At 74.4% G+C, this 15,689-nt stretch carries 18 protein-coding genes; 8 read left to right on the top strand and 10 right to left on the bottom strand.

Features of this window, described 5'->3' with window-relative positions; translation table 11 throughout:
• Nucleotides 1–104: 104 nt before the first annotated feature.
• Nucleotides 105–1,361 (bottom strand): MFS transporter, encoded by a 1,257-nt coding sequence (locus tag O7609_RS16400; protein ID WP_269743791.1) that lies wholly within the window; start codon nucleotides 1,359–1,361, stop codon nucleotides 105–107.
• Nucleotides 1,362–1,454: 93 nt separating this feature from the next.
• Here O7609_RS16400 and O7609_RS16405 point away from each other — a divergent pair, with 93 nt between their 5' ends.
• A complete protein-coding gene (locus O7609_RS16405; protein ID WP_269743792.1) occupies nucleotides 1,455–2,411 on the top strand; it encodes a LysR family transcriptional regulator in 957 nt (318 codons plus the stop codon).
• 13 nt (nucleotides 2,412–2,424) lie between these two features.
• On the opposite strand, the gene O7609_RS16410 is transcribed toward O7609_RS16405, so the two are convergent.
• Entirely contained in the window at nucleotides 2,425–3,174 is a 750-nt protein-coding gene (locus O7609_RS16410; protein ID WP_269736220.1) for an alpha/beta hydrolase, read from the bottom strand.
• Nucleotides 3,175–3,277: 103 nt separating this feature from the next.
• Entirely contained in the window at nucleotides 3,278–4,477 is a 1,200-nt protein-coding gene (locus tag O7609_RS16415; protein WP_269736219.1) for a lactate 2-monooxygenase, read from the bottom strand.
• 328 nt (nucleotides 4,478–4,805) lie between these two features.
• Here O7609_RS16415 and O7609_RS16420 point away from each other — a divergent pair, with 328 nt between their 5' ends.
• The 3 genes from O7609_RS16420 to O7609_RS16430 all read left to right on the top strand — a co-directional run bounded on the left by O7609_RS16420 (nucleotide 4,806) and on the right by O7609_RS16430 (nucleotide 7,564).
• Complete coding sequence (locus O7609_RS16420; RefSeq protein ID WP_269743793.1) at nucleotides 4,806–5,678, top strand: SGNH/GDSL hydrolase family protein; 873 nt, start codon at nucleotides 4,806–4,808, stop codon at nucleotides 5,676–5,678.
• Nucleotides 5,679–5,767: 89 nt separating this feature from the next.
• Complete coding sequence (locus O7609_RS16425; protein ID WP_269736217.1) at nucleotides 5,768–6,937, top strand: adenosine deaminase; 1,170 nt, start codon at nucleotides 5,768–5,770, stop codon at nucleotides 6,935–6,937.
• A gap of 114 nt (nucleotides 6,938–7,051) precedes the next feature.
• A complete protein-coding gene (locus O7609_RS16430; RefSeq protein ID WP_269736216.1) occupies nucleotides 7,052–7,564 on the top strand; it encodes a hypothetical protein in 513 nt (170 codons plus the stop codon).
• A 164-nt stretch (nucleotides 7,565–7,728) separates the two neighbouring features.
• Here the strand turns inward: O7609_RS16430 and O7609_RS16435 are convergent, their stop codons facing one another.
• Genes O7609_RS16435 through O7609_RS16450 form a run of 4 tightly spaced genes read right to left on the bottom strand, consistent with a single transcriptional unit; the run spans nucleotide 7,729 to nucleotide 11,443 of the window.
• Nucleotides 7,729–8,391, bottom strand: coding sequence for a VanZ family protein (locus O7609_RS16435; protein ID WP_269743794.1), 663 nt, complete (start codon nucleotides 8,389–8,391; stop codon nucleotides 7,729–7,731).
• 48 nt (nucleotides 8,392–8,439) lie between these two features.
• A complete protein-coding gene (locus tag O7609_RS16440) occupies nucleotides 8,440–9,141 on the bottom strand; it encodes a hypothetical protein (RefSeq protein ID WP_269736214.1) in 702 nt (233 codons plus the stop codon).
• Nucleotides 9,138–10,769 carry a sensor histidine kinase gene (locus tag O7609_RS16445; RefSeq protein ID WP_269736213.1) on the bottom strand — a complete coding sequence of 544 codons (1,632 nt, stop codon included), beginning with the start codon at nucleotides 10,767–10,769 and terminating at the stop codon, nucleotides 9,138–9,140. Before O7609_RS16445 ends, O7609_RS16440 begins: the two co-directional genes overlap by 4 nt.
• A complete protein-coding gene (locus O7609_RS16450) occupies nucleotides 10,766–11,443 on the bottom strand; it encodes a response regulator transcription factor (protein WP_269736212.1) in 678 nt (225 codons plus the stop codon). The genes O7609_RS16445 and O7609_RS16450 overlap by 4 nt, the downstream gene beginning before the upstream one ends.
• Before the next feature lie 216 nt (nucleotides 11,444–11,659).
• On the opposite strand from O7609_RS16450, the gene O7609_RS16455 reads away from it, so the two are divergent.
• Nucleotides 11,660–12,475, top strand: a complete 816-nt coding sequence (locus O7609_RS16455; RefSeq protein ID WP_269736211.1) for a SigE family RNA polymerase sigma factor — start codon at nucleotides 11,660–11,662, stop codon at nucleotides 12,473–12,475.
• A 182-nt stretch (nucleotides 12,476–12,657) separates the two neighbouring features.
• Here O7609_RS16455 and O7609_RS16460 read toward each other — a convergent pair whose 3' ends face one another.
• The 3 genes from O7609_RS16460 to O7609_RS16470 form a co-directional block, all read right to left on the bottom strand.
• Nucleotides 12,658–13,167, bottom strand: coding sequence for a PGPGW domain-containing protein (locus O7609_RS16460; protein WP_269743795.1), 510 nt, complete (start codon nucleotides 13,165–13,167; stop codon nucleotides 12,658–12,660).
• Nucleotides 13,168–13,289: 122 nt separating this feature from the next.
• Nucleotides 13,290–13,751, bottom strand: a complete 462-nt coding sequence (locus tag O7609_RS16465) for a PGPGW domain-containing protein (protein ID WP_269736209.1) — start codon at nucleotides 13,749–13,751, stop codon at nucleotides 13,290–13,292.
• A 218-nt stretch (nucleotides 13,752–13,969) separates the two neighbouring features.
• A complete protein-coding gene (locus O7609_RS16470; RefSeq protein WP_269736208.1) occupies nucleotides 13,970–14,575 on the bottom strand; it encodes a uridine kinase family protein in 606 nt (201 codons plus the stop codon).
• Nucleotides 14,576–14,705: 130 nt separating this feature from the next.
• Between O7609_RS16470 and O7609_RS16475 the strand changes: the two genes are divergently transcribed.
• The 3 genes from O7609_RS16475 to O7609_RS16485 all read left to right on the top strand — a co-directional run bounded on the left by O7609_RS16475 (nucleotide 14,706) and on the right by O7609_RS16485 (nucleotide 15,610).
• A complete protein-coding gene (locus O7609_RS16475; RefSeq protein ID WP_269744368.1) occupies nucleotides 14,706–15,059 on the top strand; it encodes a hypothetical protein in 354 nt (117 codons plus the stop codon).
• 45 nt (nucleotides 15,060–15,104) lie between these two features.
• Nucleotides 15,105–15,242 (top strand): hypothetical protein, encoded by a 138-nt coding sequence (locus O7609_RS16480; RefSeq protein ID WP_269743796.1) that lies wholly within the window; start codon nucleotides 15,105–15,107, stop codon nucleotides 15,240–15,242.
• A 233-nt stretch (nucleotides 15,243–15,475) separates the two neighbouring features.
• The gene (locus tag O7609_RS16485; protein ID WP_269743797.1) at nucleotides 15,476–15,610 is read left to right on the top strand and encodes a hypothetical protein; all 135 of its coding nucleotides are present in this window, start codon (nucleotides 15,476–15,478) and stop codon (nucleotides 15,608–15,610) included.
• The last annotated feature ends 79 nt before the right edge of the window (nucleotides 15,611–15,689 follow it).

Below are 15,689 nucleotides of genomic sequence, written 5' to 3' on the forward strand. Positions count from 1 at the left end.
GTGCGAGCCCGTTCGGGGCAGCGCCTCCGGCCGGGAGAAGGCGGCGGCCTCCCCGTGAAGAGGACGGCCGGCCGCCGGGGGGAGTCCCGACGGCCGGCGTCCCGTCAGGCCGCGGCGAGCCGGAGGGCACGGCGGGTGGCGTAGAGGGTGACGCCGGTGGCGGCTGCCAGGGCCACCAGGCAGAGGGCGATGGTGGCCGCCCAGCCGCCGCCGTGGAAGGCGAGCGCGCCGAGCGTGCCGCCCAGGGAGCTGCCCACGTAGTACGCCATCTGGTAGAGCGCGGAGGCCTGCGCGCGGGCCGTCGTGGCCGTGCGGCTCACGGCGGACGAGGCGGTGGCGTGCCCGGCGAAGAAGCCAGCGGTGACGAGGACCAGGCCCAGCAGGACGGCGGCCAGCTCGGCGGAGAGCGTCAGCAGCAGCCCGGCCGCGGTGGTGCCGATGGCCAGGTACAGGGTGCCGCGCCGGCCCAGCCGGGCGACCAGCTTGCCGGCCGCCGCCGAGGACACCGTGCCCACGAGGTAGATGGCGAAGATGGAGCCGACCAGCCCCTGGGAGAGCCCGAACGGCTCGGCCACCAGCCGGTAGCCGACGACGGTGTAGACGGCCCCGAAGACGGCCATGAGCAGCAGCCCGATCGTGTACAGCCGAACCAGCAGCGGGTTGGCCAGGTGGCCGCGCACCGTGCGGGCCAGGGCCCGGGGCTCCAGCGGGGCGGGGGTGAAGTTGCGGGCCCTGGGGAGCAGCAGCCGGAAGACGACCACGCACACGGCGGCCAGCACACCGACGGCCAGCAGCCCGCCGCGCCAGCCGTGGCCCTCGGCGACCCAGCCGGTGACGATGCGGCCGGACATGCCGCCGACGCTGTTGCCCGCGACGAACAGCCCGATGGCGCCGACCAGCGCCTTCGGCGGCAGTTCCTCGGACAGGTAGGCCATCGCCGAGGCCGGTACGCCCGCGATGGCCGCGCCCTGCACGGCCCGCAGCGCGATCAGCCAGCCCAGGTCGGGGGCGAAGGGCAGCGCCAGGGCGAGGCCCACCGCGACCGTCACGGACACCGTCATCAGCCGCTGCCGTCCGAAGCGCTCCGAGAGCATGCTCAGCGGCAGCACACACACCGCCAGGGCGATCGTGGCGGCGGAGATCGTCCAGCTGGCCGCGTCCGGGGTCACCGCGAAGTCGGCGGAGAGGGCGGGCAGGAGTGCCTGGGTGGAGAAGAGGAGGGCGAAGGTGGCCAGGCCCAGGGCGAAGAGCGCGAGGTTGGCGCGGGCCCGGTGGCGGCCGGAGCGGGCGGCGGCGGTGGCGGGGGACGACGGCTGAGAGGCACCCGGGGTGACGGGTGCCCCGGTATCGACGGAAGGCATGTCTCGAACCTACGCAGCGCCACATTCATGCGTCCAATGCACAACGATGCGAGAATCGATCCACTGACGCATAAGCAGAGCTGAGGACGGCCAGTGTCACCACCAGGCAACGAAAAAGACATTCAGGCAACACTGGCCGACATCGACGCCGAGTCCTGGGCAGCCCTGCTGGCTCCGCGCCTGACCCAGTTCACGGCGGTCGCCCGGCACGAGCACGTCACCCGGGCGGCGCGGGAGCTGGCGGTGCCGCAGTCCACCCTCAGCCGTGCCGTCGCCCGTCTGGAGGAGGACCTCGGCGTCGCCCTGCTGGCCCGGCGGGGCCGGACGGTCTCGCTCACCCCGGCCGGTCGCACGTTCTGGGCCTCGGTGGAGAAGGCGCTCGCCGCCGTCGAACAGGCCGCGGAGGCGGTGCGCGCAGACGCCGACCCGACCACGGGCAAGGTGGCCTTCGGCTTCCTGCACACGCTCGGCTCGGAGACGGTACCCGGCCTGATCCGCTCCTTCCGGGCCGACCACCCCAGGGTGCGGTTCGCGCTCGTGCAGAACTACGGCGAGGCCATGCTGGAGCGGCTGCGCGAGGGCACCCTCGACCTGTGCCTCACCTCGCCCGTCCCGGACGACCCCGACCTCGTCACCCGGCGCCTGGACGAGCAGCGGCTGCGACTCGTCGTCCCGGACGACCACCGGCTCGCCCGCCGCAAGCGCGTCCGGCTCGCCGAGGCGGCCGATGAGCCGTTCATCACCCTGGAGCCCGGCTACGGCATGCGGCGCATCTTCGAGACTCTGTGCGCCGAGGCCGGGTTCACGCCCCGGGTCGCCTTCGAGGGCGAGGAGGCGGAGACGCTGCGCGGCCTGGTCGCCGCGGGGCTCGGGGTGGCTCTGCTGCCACCGGCGGCCGTGCCCCGGCCCGGGCTGGTGGAGCTCGCGGTGACCGCGCCGCGGGCGGTGCGGGAGATCGGCGTCGCCTGGCTCGGCGGCCAGCCCGACACCCCGCCGGTGGCCGCGTTCAAGCGGTTCCTCCTCACCCGGCGCGGCCGGCTGCTGGCCTGAGCCGCGCCGTGGCTCAGGAACCGCCGAACCCGGAGGCCAACGGCATGCGCAGGCCCAGGGGCGGCGGGGCGGCGAGGGCGTCGTGGACGGGGCGGGCGAAGTCCTGGGCGCACAGGGTGCCCAGGACGAAGTCCGTGGCCAGGGCGAAGACCTCGGCCCGGTACTCGCGCAGGGCGTGCCCGTCGGTGTGCGCCTCGAAACGGCAGACGCGGGAGCCCGCCTTCCGGGCCCGCTCGGCGAGACGGTAGGAGCGCTCGGGGTCCGAGCGCCGGTCGTTGGTGCCGTGGACGACGAGGACCTGGCGGTCCGTCAACTGCTCGACCGGCTCCTCGTCCGCGTCGGGCTCCTCCGGCAGCCACGGGGCCAGCGCGACGACGGAGACGACGGCCGGGTGCCCGGCGGCCCGGAGCGCGGCCCGCCCGCCGAGCCCGGTCCCGGCCAGGCAGACGGGCACGTCGCCGTAGCGCTGCACGAGTTCGTCGAGCGCCCAGGAGGCGTCGGCCACCGGGTGCGCGGAGGGGCCGTTCCACCCCTGGTAGCGGTAGTGGACGACGTGTGCGGTCAGCCCCTCGCCGAGGCGCCTGGCCGCCCGCGCCGCCTGCCGGGCCAGTCCCAGCGAGCCCGCGGCGGCCAGCGGCGAGGCCCGCCGCGTCGAGTGCGGGACGCCGCCGGGCAGCAGCAGGAGGACACCCTCGACCCGTCCCGTCGTCCCGAGCGGTCGGCCGAGCCGGGCGTCCCGCTGGGGCGGTGCTTGGCCATCCATGGGGCAACGATGGCAGACATCCCGGTGAGGGAAGCCCGCATCGGCAGTCACCGTTGCGTATCGAAGTGCCGGACGGCCTCGCCCGGCCAGGCCCGGCGCCGCGTCAGGCGGTGTGCCACAGCGCCTCGGGCGTCAGCTCGCGGTGACTGCGGTAGCCGGCGTTGCCGAGCGTCAGGTCCAACTCGGCGAGCAGACAGCGCAGGACGTGCTCGACGCCCGCCTGCCCGGCCAGCGCGAGACCGTACAGGTAGGGGCGGCCGAGGAGGACGGCGTCGGCGCCGAGGGCGAGGGCCTTGAAGACGTCGGCGCCGGTGCGTACGCCGGAGTCGAACAGGACCGTCGTGCGGTCGCCGACGGCCTCCGCGATGGCGGGCAGCGCGTCGAGGGAGGCGATGGCCCCGTCGATCTGACGGCCGCCGTGGTTGGAGACGACGATGCCGTCCATCCCGTGCTCGACGGCGAGTTCGGCGTCCGGGACGCACTGGATGCCCTTGAGGACCACCGGGCCGTCCCAGTGCTCGCGGATGAAGGGCAGCTCGTCCCAGCTCAGCCCGGTGTTGGGGAAGACGTCGGCGAAGACGAGCCCGGCCGTGCCCGCGTCGGCGTCCGCGGTACCGGACTCCTTCTCCAGCCGCCGCCGGAAGACGGGGTCGGAGGTGTAGTTGGCGATGCCCTCGCCCTGGAGGAAGGGCAGGTAACCCCGGTCGAGGTCGGCCGGGCGCCAGCCGAGCATCGTCGTGTCCAGGGTGATGACCAGGTGGGTGTAGCCGGCGGCGCGGGCCCGCCGCAGCAGGCTCACGCACAGCTCCGGGTCCCGGGGCCAGTAGAGCTGGTACCAGCGCGGCCCCGGCCCGCTCGCCTCCGCCGCCTCCTCGATCGAGTGACTGGCCTGGGTGGAGTGGATGTAGGGCAGCCCGAGAGCGGCGGCCGCGCGTGCCGTGGCCAGCTCCCCCTCGGGATGGGCGAGCTTCTGCACGCCGACGGGCCCGAGCAGCACGGGCGCGGGCAGCCCGGATCCGAGGACGGTCGCCGACAGGTCCCGCCGGGCGTGGTCGCGCAGCATCCGGGGAACGACGCGCCAGCGCTCGAACGCCGCCACGTTGGCCCGGGCGGTCGAGCCGCTCCCGGCGCTGGGGACGATGTAGCCGAGCGCCGCGCCGTCGAGCTTCTCGGCCGCGTGGACCTCCAGGTTCGCCAGGTCCGTCGTGAGCGCGGGCCGCTCCTTGAGGAAGGCGCCGTTGAAGTAGATCAGCGACTGGTGGTCCGAGAAGTGGGCGGGCGGTGGCGTGTTCGCGTCGGTCATGCGGTCCTCGCGCTCTCTCGGGGCTGCGGTCGGCCTGCGGCCGTGACGGTGGTGGTGTCCGTGCGGGCCCGGTCTCCGCAGAGTCTGCTGGCCGGGCCCGCCCGCGTCCACGGTGCGCGGCCGTCTTGGGAGTGGTCACAACGTCCCGGCGCGGAAGTCTGTGCGCATGCCAAGGGCCGGTGCGGGGGCGGCGGCTCGATGATGGACGAACTGACCGGTCAGTAACTACCGCTCCGCCGCGGGGCGGTGGCTCGCGGTTCGCCGGGCCCGAACCGTCGCGCCCCCTCGCGGGGCGGTCCCCACAGTGAACTGTCCGAAAGGTGTCCCCATGCCGCACGTACGCCGTCCGCGCAGAGCCGGGTTGCTGGCCGCGGCGGCGCTCGGACTCGCCGCCCTCACGGTGCCGAACGCCGCGTCCGCCACGCCGCCCCCCGTCGACCACGTCAACCTCGGCGACAGCTTCAGCGCCGGCTCCGGCATCCTGCCGCTCGCCGAGGGCAGCAACCCGCTGTGCACCCAGGCGGCCGCGAACTACGCCCACACCCTGGCCGAGGAGTACGGCCACGCCCTCACCGACGTGAGCTGCGGCGGGGCGCAGACCAGCCACTTCACCAGCTCCCAGTTCCCGGGCGTGGCGCCGCAGGCCGACGCGCTGTCCGAGGAGACCGACCTGGTCACGATGACCATCGGCGGCAACGACAACAACACCTTCATCAGCGCCGTGCTGGCCTGCGGGTCGGCGGGCCTCCTCACTTTCGGCCACGGCAGTCCGTGCCAGAACATCTACGGGGACACGTTCGAGGACGCGGTGCGCACCAGCACCTACGCGAACGTCGTCGAGGCCCTGAAGACGGTCAGGGCGAAGGCACCCGACGCGCGGGTGGCGATCTCCGGGTACCCGTGGCTGCTGCCGCCGACCGGGGGCTGCTTCCCGTTCATGCCCATCGCCAGGGGCGACGTGCCCTACCTGCGGGACCTGCAGACGACGCTGAACGACGCGGTCGAGCGGGCGGCGAAGGCCACCGGGGCCGTCTACGTCGACCAGTCCGCCGCCTCCGAGGGGCACGACGCGTGCCAGCCCCTCGGCACCCGCTGGATCGAGCCCGCCTTCGGTTCGCTCAACTACGTGCCGGTCCATCCCAACGCCCTCGGGGAGCGGGGCATGGCCGAGCAGTTCGCCGCGACGCTGAACCTGCGCTGACCCGCCGACACCGGGGTGGCGCCTCGTCGTCACCCCGGTGCGACCTGCTCCTCTCGCACTATCTACGCGCGTAGGCGTAGAGTACGAAGATGACAAGCGAGACCTTCACCACCCAGCCCACCGAGGAGCAGATCCGCCGCGCGCCCAAGGTGCTCCTGCACGACCACCTGGACGGCGGGCTGCGCCCGGCAACCGTCGTCGACCTGGCCCGGGACGCCGGCTACGACCGGCTGCCGGTAAGCGAGCCCGAGGCGCTGGGGCGCTGGTTCCGCGAGGCGGCCGACTCCGGCTCCCTCGAGCGCTACCTGGAGACGTTCGCCCACACCGTCGCCGTCATGCAGACCCGTGACGCCCTCGTGCGCGTGGCGGCCGAGTGCGCGGAGGACCTGGCCGCCGACGGCGTCGTCTACGCCGAGGTCCGCTACGCCCCCGAGCAGCACCTGGAGGGCGGGCTGAGCCTGGAGGAGGTCGTCCGGGCCGTCAACGAGGGTTTCCGCGAGGGTGAGCGGCGCGCCCGGGAGGCGGGCCACCGCATCCGCGTCGCCGCGCTGCTGACCGCCATGCGGCACGCGGCCCGGGCGCTGGAGATCGCCGAGCTGGCCAACCGCTTCCGGGACGACGGCGTCGCGGGCTTCGACATCGCCGGCGCCGAGGCCGGCTACCCGCCCACCCGGCACCTGGACGCCTTCGAGTACCTGAAGCGGGAGAACAACCACTTCACCATCCACGCGGGGGAGTCGTTCGGACTGCCCTCCATCTGGCAGGCCCTCCAGTGGTGCGGCGCGGACCGGCTGGGCCACGGCGTCCGCATCACCGACGACATGAAGATCGCCGACGACGGCACCGTGGAGCTGGGGCGGCTGGCGGCCTATGTGCGGGACAAGCGCGTTCCGCTGGAGATGTGCCCCACGTCCAACCTCCAGACCGGCGCCGCGTCCTCCTACGCCGAGCACCCCATCGGGCTGCTGCGCAAGCTGCACTACCGGGTCACCGTCAACACCGACAACCGGCTGATGAGCGGCACCAGCATGACCCGCGAATTCGGCCACCTGGTCGAGGCGTTCGGCTACACGCTCGATGACATGCAGTGGTTCACCGTCAATGCGATGAAGTCCGCGTTCATCCCTTTCGATGAACGTCTTGCGATGATCAACGACGTGATCAAGCCGGGGTACGCCGAGCTGAAGTCCGCCTGGCTGTTCCGCGAGACCGCCGCCGAGCGCTCCCTGACCAGCGATCCTTCGCGCTACCAGGGCTGACCTCGCCCCTGCGGGGCGGGCCCGGGAACCCTGCGGGAACCGCCCCGCGAGCACCGCCCCGCCCGCCCCCGGTGTTTGCCGCCCGCTCCGGGTGCTCACTAGGTTCTGCTGACCATGAGCAAGGGAACCCCCAGGAAGACTCTCGGCGTGGCCGCACTCGGCGCCGTCATCGCCGCCTCCGCGGCGGGCACCGCCTCCGCCGCCGGACCCACCGACGCCCTGCTGGACGCCGCGGCGGACCCGCAGAACCTCAGCGTGGAGGACCGCGTCATGGGCCTTCCCGGCGACCTCCAGCAGGCCGCCGGAGCGGTCCAGCAGACCACCGACCGCGCGGTGCCGAACGGGCAGGACCCGGTCGGCGGCCTGCTCGGCGGGCTGCCGGTCCTCGGCGACCTCGCGGGCTCCGGCCTGCCCACCGACCAGCTCACCGGCGGGCTGCCGACCGACCAGCTCACCGGCGGCCTGCCCACCGACCAGCTCACCGGCGGCCAGGCCGCTCCCCGCGCGCTGCAGGGCGGCGGCCTCCCCACCGACCAGCTCTCGGGCGCCCTGTCCACCGACAACCTGATCGGCGGCCAACTCCCCACCGGGGACCTCGGTGGCCTCACGGGCCCGCTCCCCCTCTGAGCCCACGGGCCCCGGAGACCCCGGGCCCGGCAGCGGGAACACCACACGCCGTGGGAGGGCGGACCACACCCGGTCCGCCCTCCCACGGCGTCTCGCCGTTCACAACGACCTGGCGTCCGGTCGCGACAGCCCCGGGACCCGGCTGCGGACCGTCGGACGACCGCCTACACGCCGGTCCCGACCCCCGCCGGACTGCGGGGACCGCCGCGGCCGGGGGCCGGAATCGGCCCCTCGCCCCGGGACGGCACCCCACGGCCGGACGGCTCCTCCCGGCGCCGGAGCGCGGCGCGGCCGCCCCCCGCCGGCCCCTCGCCCTCGTCACCGTCCCCCTCGGCGGCGGACGTGCGGACCGCCCGCCGCACCCGGCGCCGCACCACCGGGTACAGCAGCGCGTGCACGAGCCCGGCGCCCGTGGCGTTGAGGATCAGGGCGTCGACGTCGGCGCTCTGGCCCGGCACGGTCGTCCTGGCCACCTCGATACCGAGGGAGAGCACCGCCGTCACCGAAACGGTCCGGACGAAGGTCAGCACCCGCGGCGCCGGCATCCCGGCGGCCAGCGGCAGCAGGACGCCGAGCGGGGCGAGCAGCAGCAGGCCCGTGCCCAGCGAGAGCACGGCCTCGGCCGCCCCACCGAGCCAGACGGAGCGGATGGTGTCGAACGGCGTCAGGTTCGCCGGCTCGACCCAGGGCACCGTGCGCGGGCGCAGCGTGGCCAGGCCGACGGCGAGCAGATATCCGCCGAGGACGACGCGCCCCGTGGTCCGGAGGCGGATGGCGGCTCGGCCTTCGGCTCGGCCGGTGCGGCGGTGGGGTTCCTCGTGGGGCACGAGCAGAACGACGCCCGGCTGCGCCCTTGCGGTTCCGGGCGGCAGCCGTCAGAGTGGCACGCCCGCCGATTCGGCCGTCTCGGTCCGGGTGCGCAGCGCGGTGCTGCACTCGTAGCGCCGCAACTCGCTGCCCTCGGCCGCGCCGGCCCCGGTGCCGAAGGCCGGTCCGCCGAGCAGGACGCCCCGGCCGCTGTCCGCGAGCTGGGTGTCGGCGAACGTGCAGACCAGTTGGGCGAGGGCGAAGCTCGGCAACGCGGAGGGCGGTCGGCTGAGCCGCAGCGCCGCCCGCTCGTCGCCCGCCGCCGGCCCCTCGACCAGCAGGTCGTCGGGGACCGCGGTGGTGAAGCCGGCCGCCACCTCCACGTCGCGGGGGTCGCGGCGCAGCTCCCGCAGGAGGGTGCGGGCCAACTCGACCCGGTCCCTGCCCCCGTCTCCGGAGGGCAGCTCCAGCCGCCGCCGCACGTCCACCACGCGGCCGCTGCACACCAGCGCGATCCGTACCTCGCTGGCGCCCTCGCTCGGGACGCCGCTCGCGCCGCCGCGGACCCCGCAGGCGACCCGGCTCGGCGCGGACCCGGCGTCCACCGGCACCGGGGTGGCGCGGATGCCGCACCCCGCCAGGGCCACGCCCGCCAGCAGCGCCGCCACGCCCCGGCGCACCCCGGCCACGCCGCGGCCCGCGGCCGCCGCGCGGCGCGCCTCGACCGTGCGTGGCGCCTCGGCCGTGCGGCGGCCCCTCGCCCCGTTCACCTGCGATCCTCCCCGTCCTTCTCGTCACCCCGGCCCGGCCCGCCGTCCTCCCGGTGGCCCGTGCCCGGCCCGCCCTCGCCCGGGCCGTGGGCCCGGCCCTCGTCGTCCTCGTCGCCCTCGTCGTCTTCGCGCGGGGTGAGCCCGCTGGTGTCCCGGGGCAGCCGCAGCGTGAAGACGGCACCGCTTCCCGGAGCGTTCCGCGCGGTGATCTCCCCGCCGTGGATGTGGGCGTTCTCCAGGGCGATGGACAGCCCGAGGCCACTGCCCTCCGAACGCGGCCGCGAGGCGCTCGCCTTGTAGAACCGGTCGAAGACGTGGGGGAGCACCTCTTCGGGGATGCCGGGGCCGCGGTCGGCCACCTCGATCGTCACCAGCTCGGCTCCGTCGTCCCCCGTCTCGGTGCACACGGACACCCGCACCGGGGAGCCGCCGTGCTTGAGCGCGTTCCCGATGAGGTTGGCCAGGATGACGTCGAGCCGGCGCGGGTCCAGCCGGGCCCGCACGCCCAGCGGGGCGTCGAGTTCGACGGCGTCCAGCCACGCGCGGGCGTCCATGCAGGCCATGACCTGCTCGGCGACGTCCACGTCGTCCAGCACCAGGCGGGCCGTGCCCGCGTCGAAGCGGGTGACCTCCATCAGGTTCTCGACCAGCTCGTTCAGCCTGCGGGTCTCGCTGACGACGAGCGCGACCGCGGGCTCGATCATCGGGTCGAGGTTGTCCTGCTCGTCCTCCAGCACCTCCGTCACGGCGGAGATGGCCGTCAGCGGGGTGCGCAGCTCGTGTGACATGTCTGCCACGAAGCGGCGGCTCGACTGCTCCCGGGCACTCAGATCCTCGACGCGCCGCTCCAGCGAGGCGGCCGCGGAGTTGAACGTCCGGGAGAGGTCGGCCAGCTCGTCGGTGCCGGAGACCGTCAGCCGGGTGTCCAGCCGCCCCTCGCCGAGCCGCCGGGCCGCGTCCCCGAGCCGTTGCACGGGCCGCAGCACCGTGGAGGCGGCGGCCTGCGCCAGCAGTATCGAGCCCAGTACCGCGAAGGCGCTGGCGATCGCCAGGGACCAGGACAGGGAGTTGAGATCGTCCTGCTCGGGTTCCAGCGACTTGAACAGGTAGCCGGTCGGCCCGTCCCCGATGACGGTCGCCCCCGCCACGAGGTACGGGGTGTCGTCCTGGGTGACGCGCTGCCAGTAGAGGTGGTAGGGCGCCGTGTTGGCCGCGGTGAGCGGCCGCACCTCGCTCACCGCGTCCTGCAGTTTGCCCGGGACGTCGTCGAGGGTGAAGCCGTCATCCGAGGTGACCACGCAGCGCACGCCGTCACGCTGCTGGTCGATCAGCAGCACCTGGTAGTTCTGCGTGGTGTCGGCCATCGCGTTGGCCGCGTCCCGCAGCTGGTCACAGCGCGGGTCGGGCGGGAGCGTGCCCGCGTGGTCACCCAGCATCTTGCTGAAGTCGCCCAGCGCGGCGTTCTGTGCACGGGTGAGGACGGCGTCCCGGTTGAGCCAGTAGGCGATGCCGCTGACCGCGACGGCCGCGGACAGCGCCGTCACCGCGAACACCACGACGAGCCGCAGCCGCAGGCTCGGCAGTATCCCGCCCAGCCGGTGCCGCACCCGGCCGGGGCGACGCCTCACTGGGGCGCGTCCAGCCGGTACCCGACACCCCGCACGGTACGGATGAGGGTCGGCGAGGACGGGACGTCCTCCACCTTCGCCCGCAGGCGCTGGACACAGGCGTCCACCAGCCGGGAGTCGCCCAGGTAGTCGTGCTCCCACACCAGGCGCAGCAACTGCTGCCGCGAGAGCGCCTGCCCGGGGCGGCGGCTGAGCTCCAGCAGCAGCCGCAGCTCGGTCGGGGTGAGCTGGAGGTCGTCGCCGTTCTTCGTCACCGTCATCGCGGCGCGGTCGATGGTGACCGCGCCGAAGGTCGCCGAGTCGTTGGCCTCCCGTTCGCCGCGGCGCATCACGGCCCGGATGCGCGCGTCCAGCACCCGCCCCTGCACCGGTTTGACGACGTAGTCGTCGGCACCCGACTCCAGGCCCACGACGACGTCGATGTCGTCGCTGCGTGCGGTCAGCAGGATGATCGGGAGCTGGTCGGTGCGGCGGATGCGCCGGCAGACCTCGAACCCGTCGATCCCGGGCAGCATCACGTCGAGCACGATCAGGTCCGGTCGTTGCTCGCGCAGCAGTTTGAGCCCGTCCTCGCCGGAGGCGGCGGTCACCACACGGTGGCCCTGGCGGGTCAGACCCATCTCCAGAGCGGTACGGACTGCGTCGTCATCCTCGATCAGCAACAGGAAAGGCACGCGCGTCATTCTGGCCCATTCGGCCGTACAAGTTCGACCGTCCGGTCTCCCGGACCGCTGCGCACGGCCTCCACGCGGCCCCGCGCCCGCCCCCGCACGGGGTTCCGGGGCTTGTGACACCGCTGTGACAGTCGGAGGACTCCGTCATGAAACTGGCCCGGCAGTGTGTTCTTCACACGGCAAGCGATCCGCTGGCTTGAACGAAGGAGGCGCGAGATGACAGCACTGCGTGAGCTGGGCGGCCACACCGGAACGACGGCGCCGTCCGCCGGGAACGGCAGCTCAGTACGTCACACGCGTCGCCACGCCTCCGCGGTTCCCGCGCAGCGGAATCCGGGACGCAACGCCGTCGAGAACTCCGGTGCCGTGAGCGGGCGGGGGTGCGCTCGCGGCACCGGACGGCAGCGCCAGGCTCACCTCACCGCCGTCCCCGCGCCGGAGGCCCGGCCGACGGGCGCGACGGCGGCCGGGGCGAGCCGTCCCGCGTTGCCCGGGAACTCGATCTCCGAGGCCGAGTTCACCGCCTACGTGCGGGAGCGCCGCTCCGCCCTGTTCGCCACGGCCTACCACCTCACCGGCGACCGGTACGAGGCGGAGGACCTGCTGCAGAGCGCGCTGTTCTCCACCTACCGGGCCTGGGAGCGGATCAGCGACAAGGCCGCCGTCGGCGGCTACCTGCGCCGCACCATGACCAACCTGCACATCAGCGCGTGGCGCCGGCGCAAGCTCAACGAGTACCCGACGGAGGAGCTGCCCGAGACGCCGTCCACCGGCGACGTGGACGCGATGCGCGGCACCGAGCTGCGCGCCGTCCTGTGGCAGGCCCTGGCCCGGCTGCCCGAGGTGCAGCGGACCATGCTCGTGCTGCGCTACTACGAGGGCCGCACGGACCCGGAGATCGCCGACATCCTCGACATCAGCGTCGGCACGGTGAAGAGCAGCATCTGGCGCTCGCTGCGCCGACTGCGTGACGACGAGGTGCTGGCCCAGGGACGGGACCAGCGTGAATGCTTCGACGAGCTGGTCGCCTGAGACCGGATCGCCGAGGGCGCGCAGGGGGGAGCGCGCACGGGGGAACGGGGGAGCACGAGGGGAAGAGGGGGACACGGGGGAACAACGGGGGAACGAGGGGGAGAACACGGGTGCGGCCGACCGGGGGGGTCCGGCCGTGCCCGTTCTCCGCGTTCAGGGCCGGCCTCGGCGGGACCCCGCGTTCAGGGCCGGTTCCGACGCGCTCGCCCGTCGCCTGTGGCGGGACGCCCCTCGTCGCCTGTGGCGGGGCGCCCCCCGGGGTCGGACGCCGCGCCCCGTGTGGGGGCGCCCGCGGTCCGCGCCCGCTCCGCCCGCACCCGGCGGTAGCTCCACGCCAGGAGCACCCACAGGACGACGCCCGAGACGATCAGGCTCGTGCCCGCGCTCCAGCTGCCCAGCGGCAGCCCCGGGACCAGCGCCCAGGCCACCCCGGCGCCGATCAGGGCCAGCCCAACGAGCGAGGACCAGGCCAGCCGCCAACTCGACGACACGCTCTGCTCGGCCGCCTCCATCGCCCGTGCCCGCACCGGCTCCACGTGCCGCTCCAGCGCGGGGACGGCCCGGGCCAGCAGCACCATTCCGGCGAACACCGCGAGCAGTCCGGGGCCCGGCAGGACGAGCATCGCGATCCCGGCCAGCACCAGCACGCCGCCGAGCGTCACCAGCACCACACGTTTGACGTGTCCCACCATCGTCGTCCCGTCGTTCCGTCGTCGCGTCGGCCCGTCGGGGCCCACGGTAGGCGCGGGGGACGTGGACGGCCACGGCAACGGCCGCCGTCCGGAAGTCGGATCGGCGGCCGGGAGAGCGTGCGTCAGGCGGAGCGCTCGGTGGCCAGCTCCGTCGCGGGCGCGGGCACACCGTCAGCCGCCGGGGCGGCGTTCACGCCCGAACGCTGCGCGCGGTGACTCCACACCAGCAGGGCGAAGAGGATGACGCTGGAGACGATGAGGCCGGCGCCCGCGGCCCAGCCGGAGACCGGGAGCTGCGGGATCAGGCCGAGGCCGACGACGACGCCGGAGGCCAGCAGACCCAGGCCCGCCAGCACGGAACCGGCGATGCGCAGCGGGGAGGCCACGCTGTCGGCGGCAGCCTTCATCGCGCGGGCGCGCACCGGCTCGACGAACCGCTCGACGGCGGGCACCGCGCGGGACAGCAGCACCAGGCCCGCCAGCACCAGCAGCAGCCCCGGGCCCGGCAGCACCAGCAGCGCCACCCCCGTCACCAGCAGCAAACCGCCGACCGTGCCCAACGCCACCCGCTTGACGTGTCCCACGTTTCCCGTCCCGTCCCCGTTTCGATCCGTTGATCCGACCGCCCGCGCGTCGGCCTCTCGGGCGTGCCGCCCCCCGCGGCCAGGGCGGGGACCGTCGGAAACGATGGCACACGGCCGTCGTCCGCGGCCACGCGCCCCCCGGTGGTTCTCGTCACGGCGGCGGCAGCGGCTAAGACGCGGGAGACCGGCCCGAAGGTTCACTCACGCGGGGGTGAACGTCACACCCGGCTCGGGGTCCGCTCGGCCGCGGCGATGCGCGAGAGCGCCTCCGGGCCCCGGCACGGGTGCGCGCCGAGCGCCACGTGCCCCGCGACGATCCCGGGCTCGGCGCGCATCAGCCGCCAGCCCCGGGCCAGCAGGACGGGCAGCGGCTTGCGGCTCTCCCGCACGTCCCGCAGCAGCCGCCGCCGGAACGTCGTCGACGGACGGCCGCGCAGGCACAGCGCGTCCGCCAGCAGGTCCAGTTCGGCACAGCGGCGGGTGAGTTGCGCGGCGAAGATGCCCTCCGCGACGAACAGCCGGGCCGCGCCGAGCGCGATCTCGGCCTCGCCCGCGCGGGCGCTGGTGGAGATGTCGTAGACGGGGGCCCTCGTCCGTCCCCGCTCGCACAGCTCACGGACGGCGGCCAGCGCGGCCTCGACGTCCCAGGACCCCGGCGCGTCCCAGTCGGTCCCGCCGCCGGGCAGGAGCGGCAACGACGGGTCCCCGGCCTCCTTGTAGAAGTCGTCGAGCCGGAGCACGGGCAGGCCGGCGCGGGCGGCGAGCGAGGACTTCCCGGAACCGGAGGGGCCGGTCAGCAGGATCACACGAGCGGAGTCGGTCACGAGACGCCATTGTCCCGCATTACCCCGTACGGGTGAGCCCCCGGGGGCGAAAAGGTGAACAGCGGACGCGGGCTCCACTACGCTCCGAGTCCGCGCCCTCACCCGACCGAACCACGATGGACTGGTGCCGATGCCCGCTCACGCCCGCCCCCGCACCCGCCACGGCCTGCGTGCCGCGCTCACCGTCACGGCCGCCGCGGCGGCCGCCCTCGGGGCGGCGTCCGGCTCCGCCCAGGCGGACGTCATCGGAGAGGACCCGGTCGGCACCGCGGCCGACACCGCCGGCCACGTCCTGGAGCCGGTCACCGCCCTGCGCCCCTACGCCCTCGCCGGCACCGGGGTCGACCCGCTCGACAACGCCGTCGGCGCCCAGATCGCCGACTTCAAGCCCGTCAGCACCGCGCCCGTGGCCGCTCCCGTCACCCAGGGCGGCGCCAGCCTCGACAGCCTCACCGCCCCCGTCACCAACGCCCTCGACGGCTGAGCCGCACGCCCTGTGCTTGGCCTGCCACCTGGTGCACAGCGCCACGTGGCCATCGTTTTCCCCTGGGTGCGTTTCCTGCGGGAGGACGCGGTTCGGGAGTTCTTGGTCGAGTTCGTCGACACGGCGCGTGCCAGCGCGGAGATCAGCGTCTTCGCGCCGTTGGACTCGGTCGTCGCAGCCTGAGCCACACGGCGGAGATCTTTGCCGATCCGGAACTCCGCGCCCGGCTGAGCCGTCCGGCCGATGTCGACCGGGACGGTGGTCCGGTTCCCGTGCCGGAGGTGCCCGCGTGACACCGAAGAGGGGGGATCGCGTCGCACCGCCACCGGCCGAGGCGGAGGGGGAGCTGCGCTTCGCCGACCAGGCGGCGGCCAAGGGCTGGGAGGATCTGTGCGGTCAGGCTCCCGGGAACACGCGTGAGTGTTTCGAGAGGCCACTGGCAGTACGGGGTCACGTCCGGGGGCCGGGTCTGGTACGCCGTCGACGTGGACAAGCACACCCTGTGGGTGACCTACGCGGCGAGCAGGCACTCCAGAGCGACCGGCAGGTGAACGCTTCGGCGGAGCGGCCGGAGGCCGCAAGCCCCGCTCCCCGGACGGCGGGGGAGCGGGGCGTCTCGTGGGGCGCGGG

Source organism: Streptomyces sp. WMMC1477, assembly GCF_027460245.1.
GTDB lineage: Bacteria > Actinomycetota > Actinomycetes > Streptomycetales > Streptomycetaceae > Streptomyces.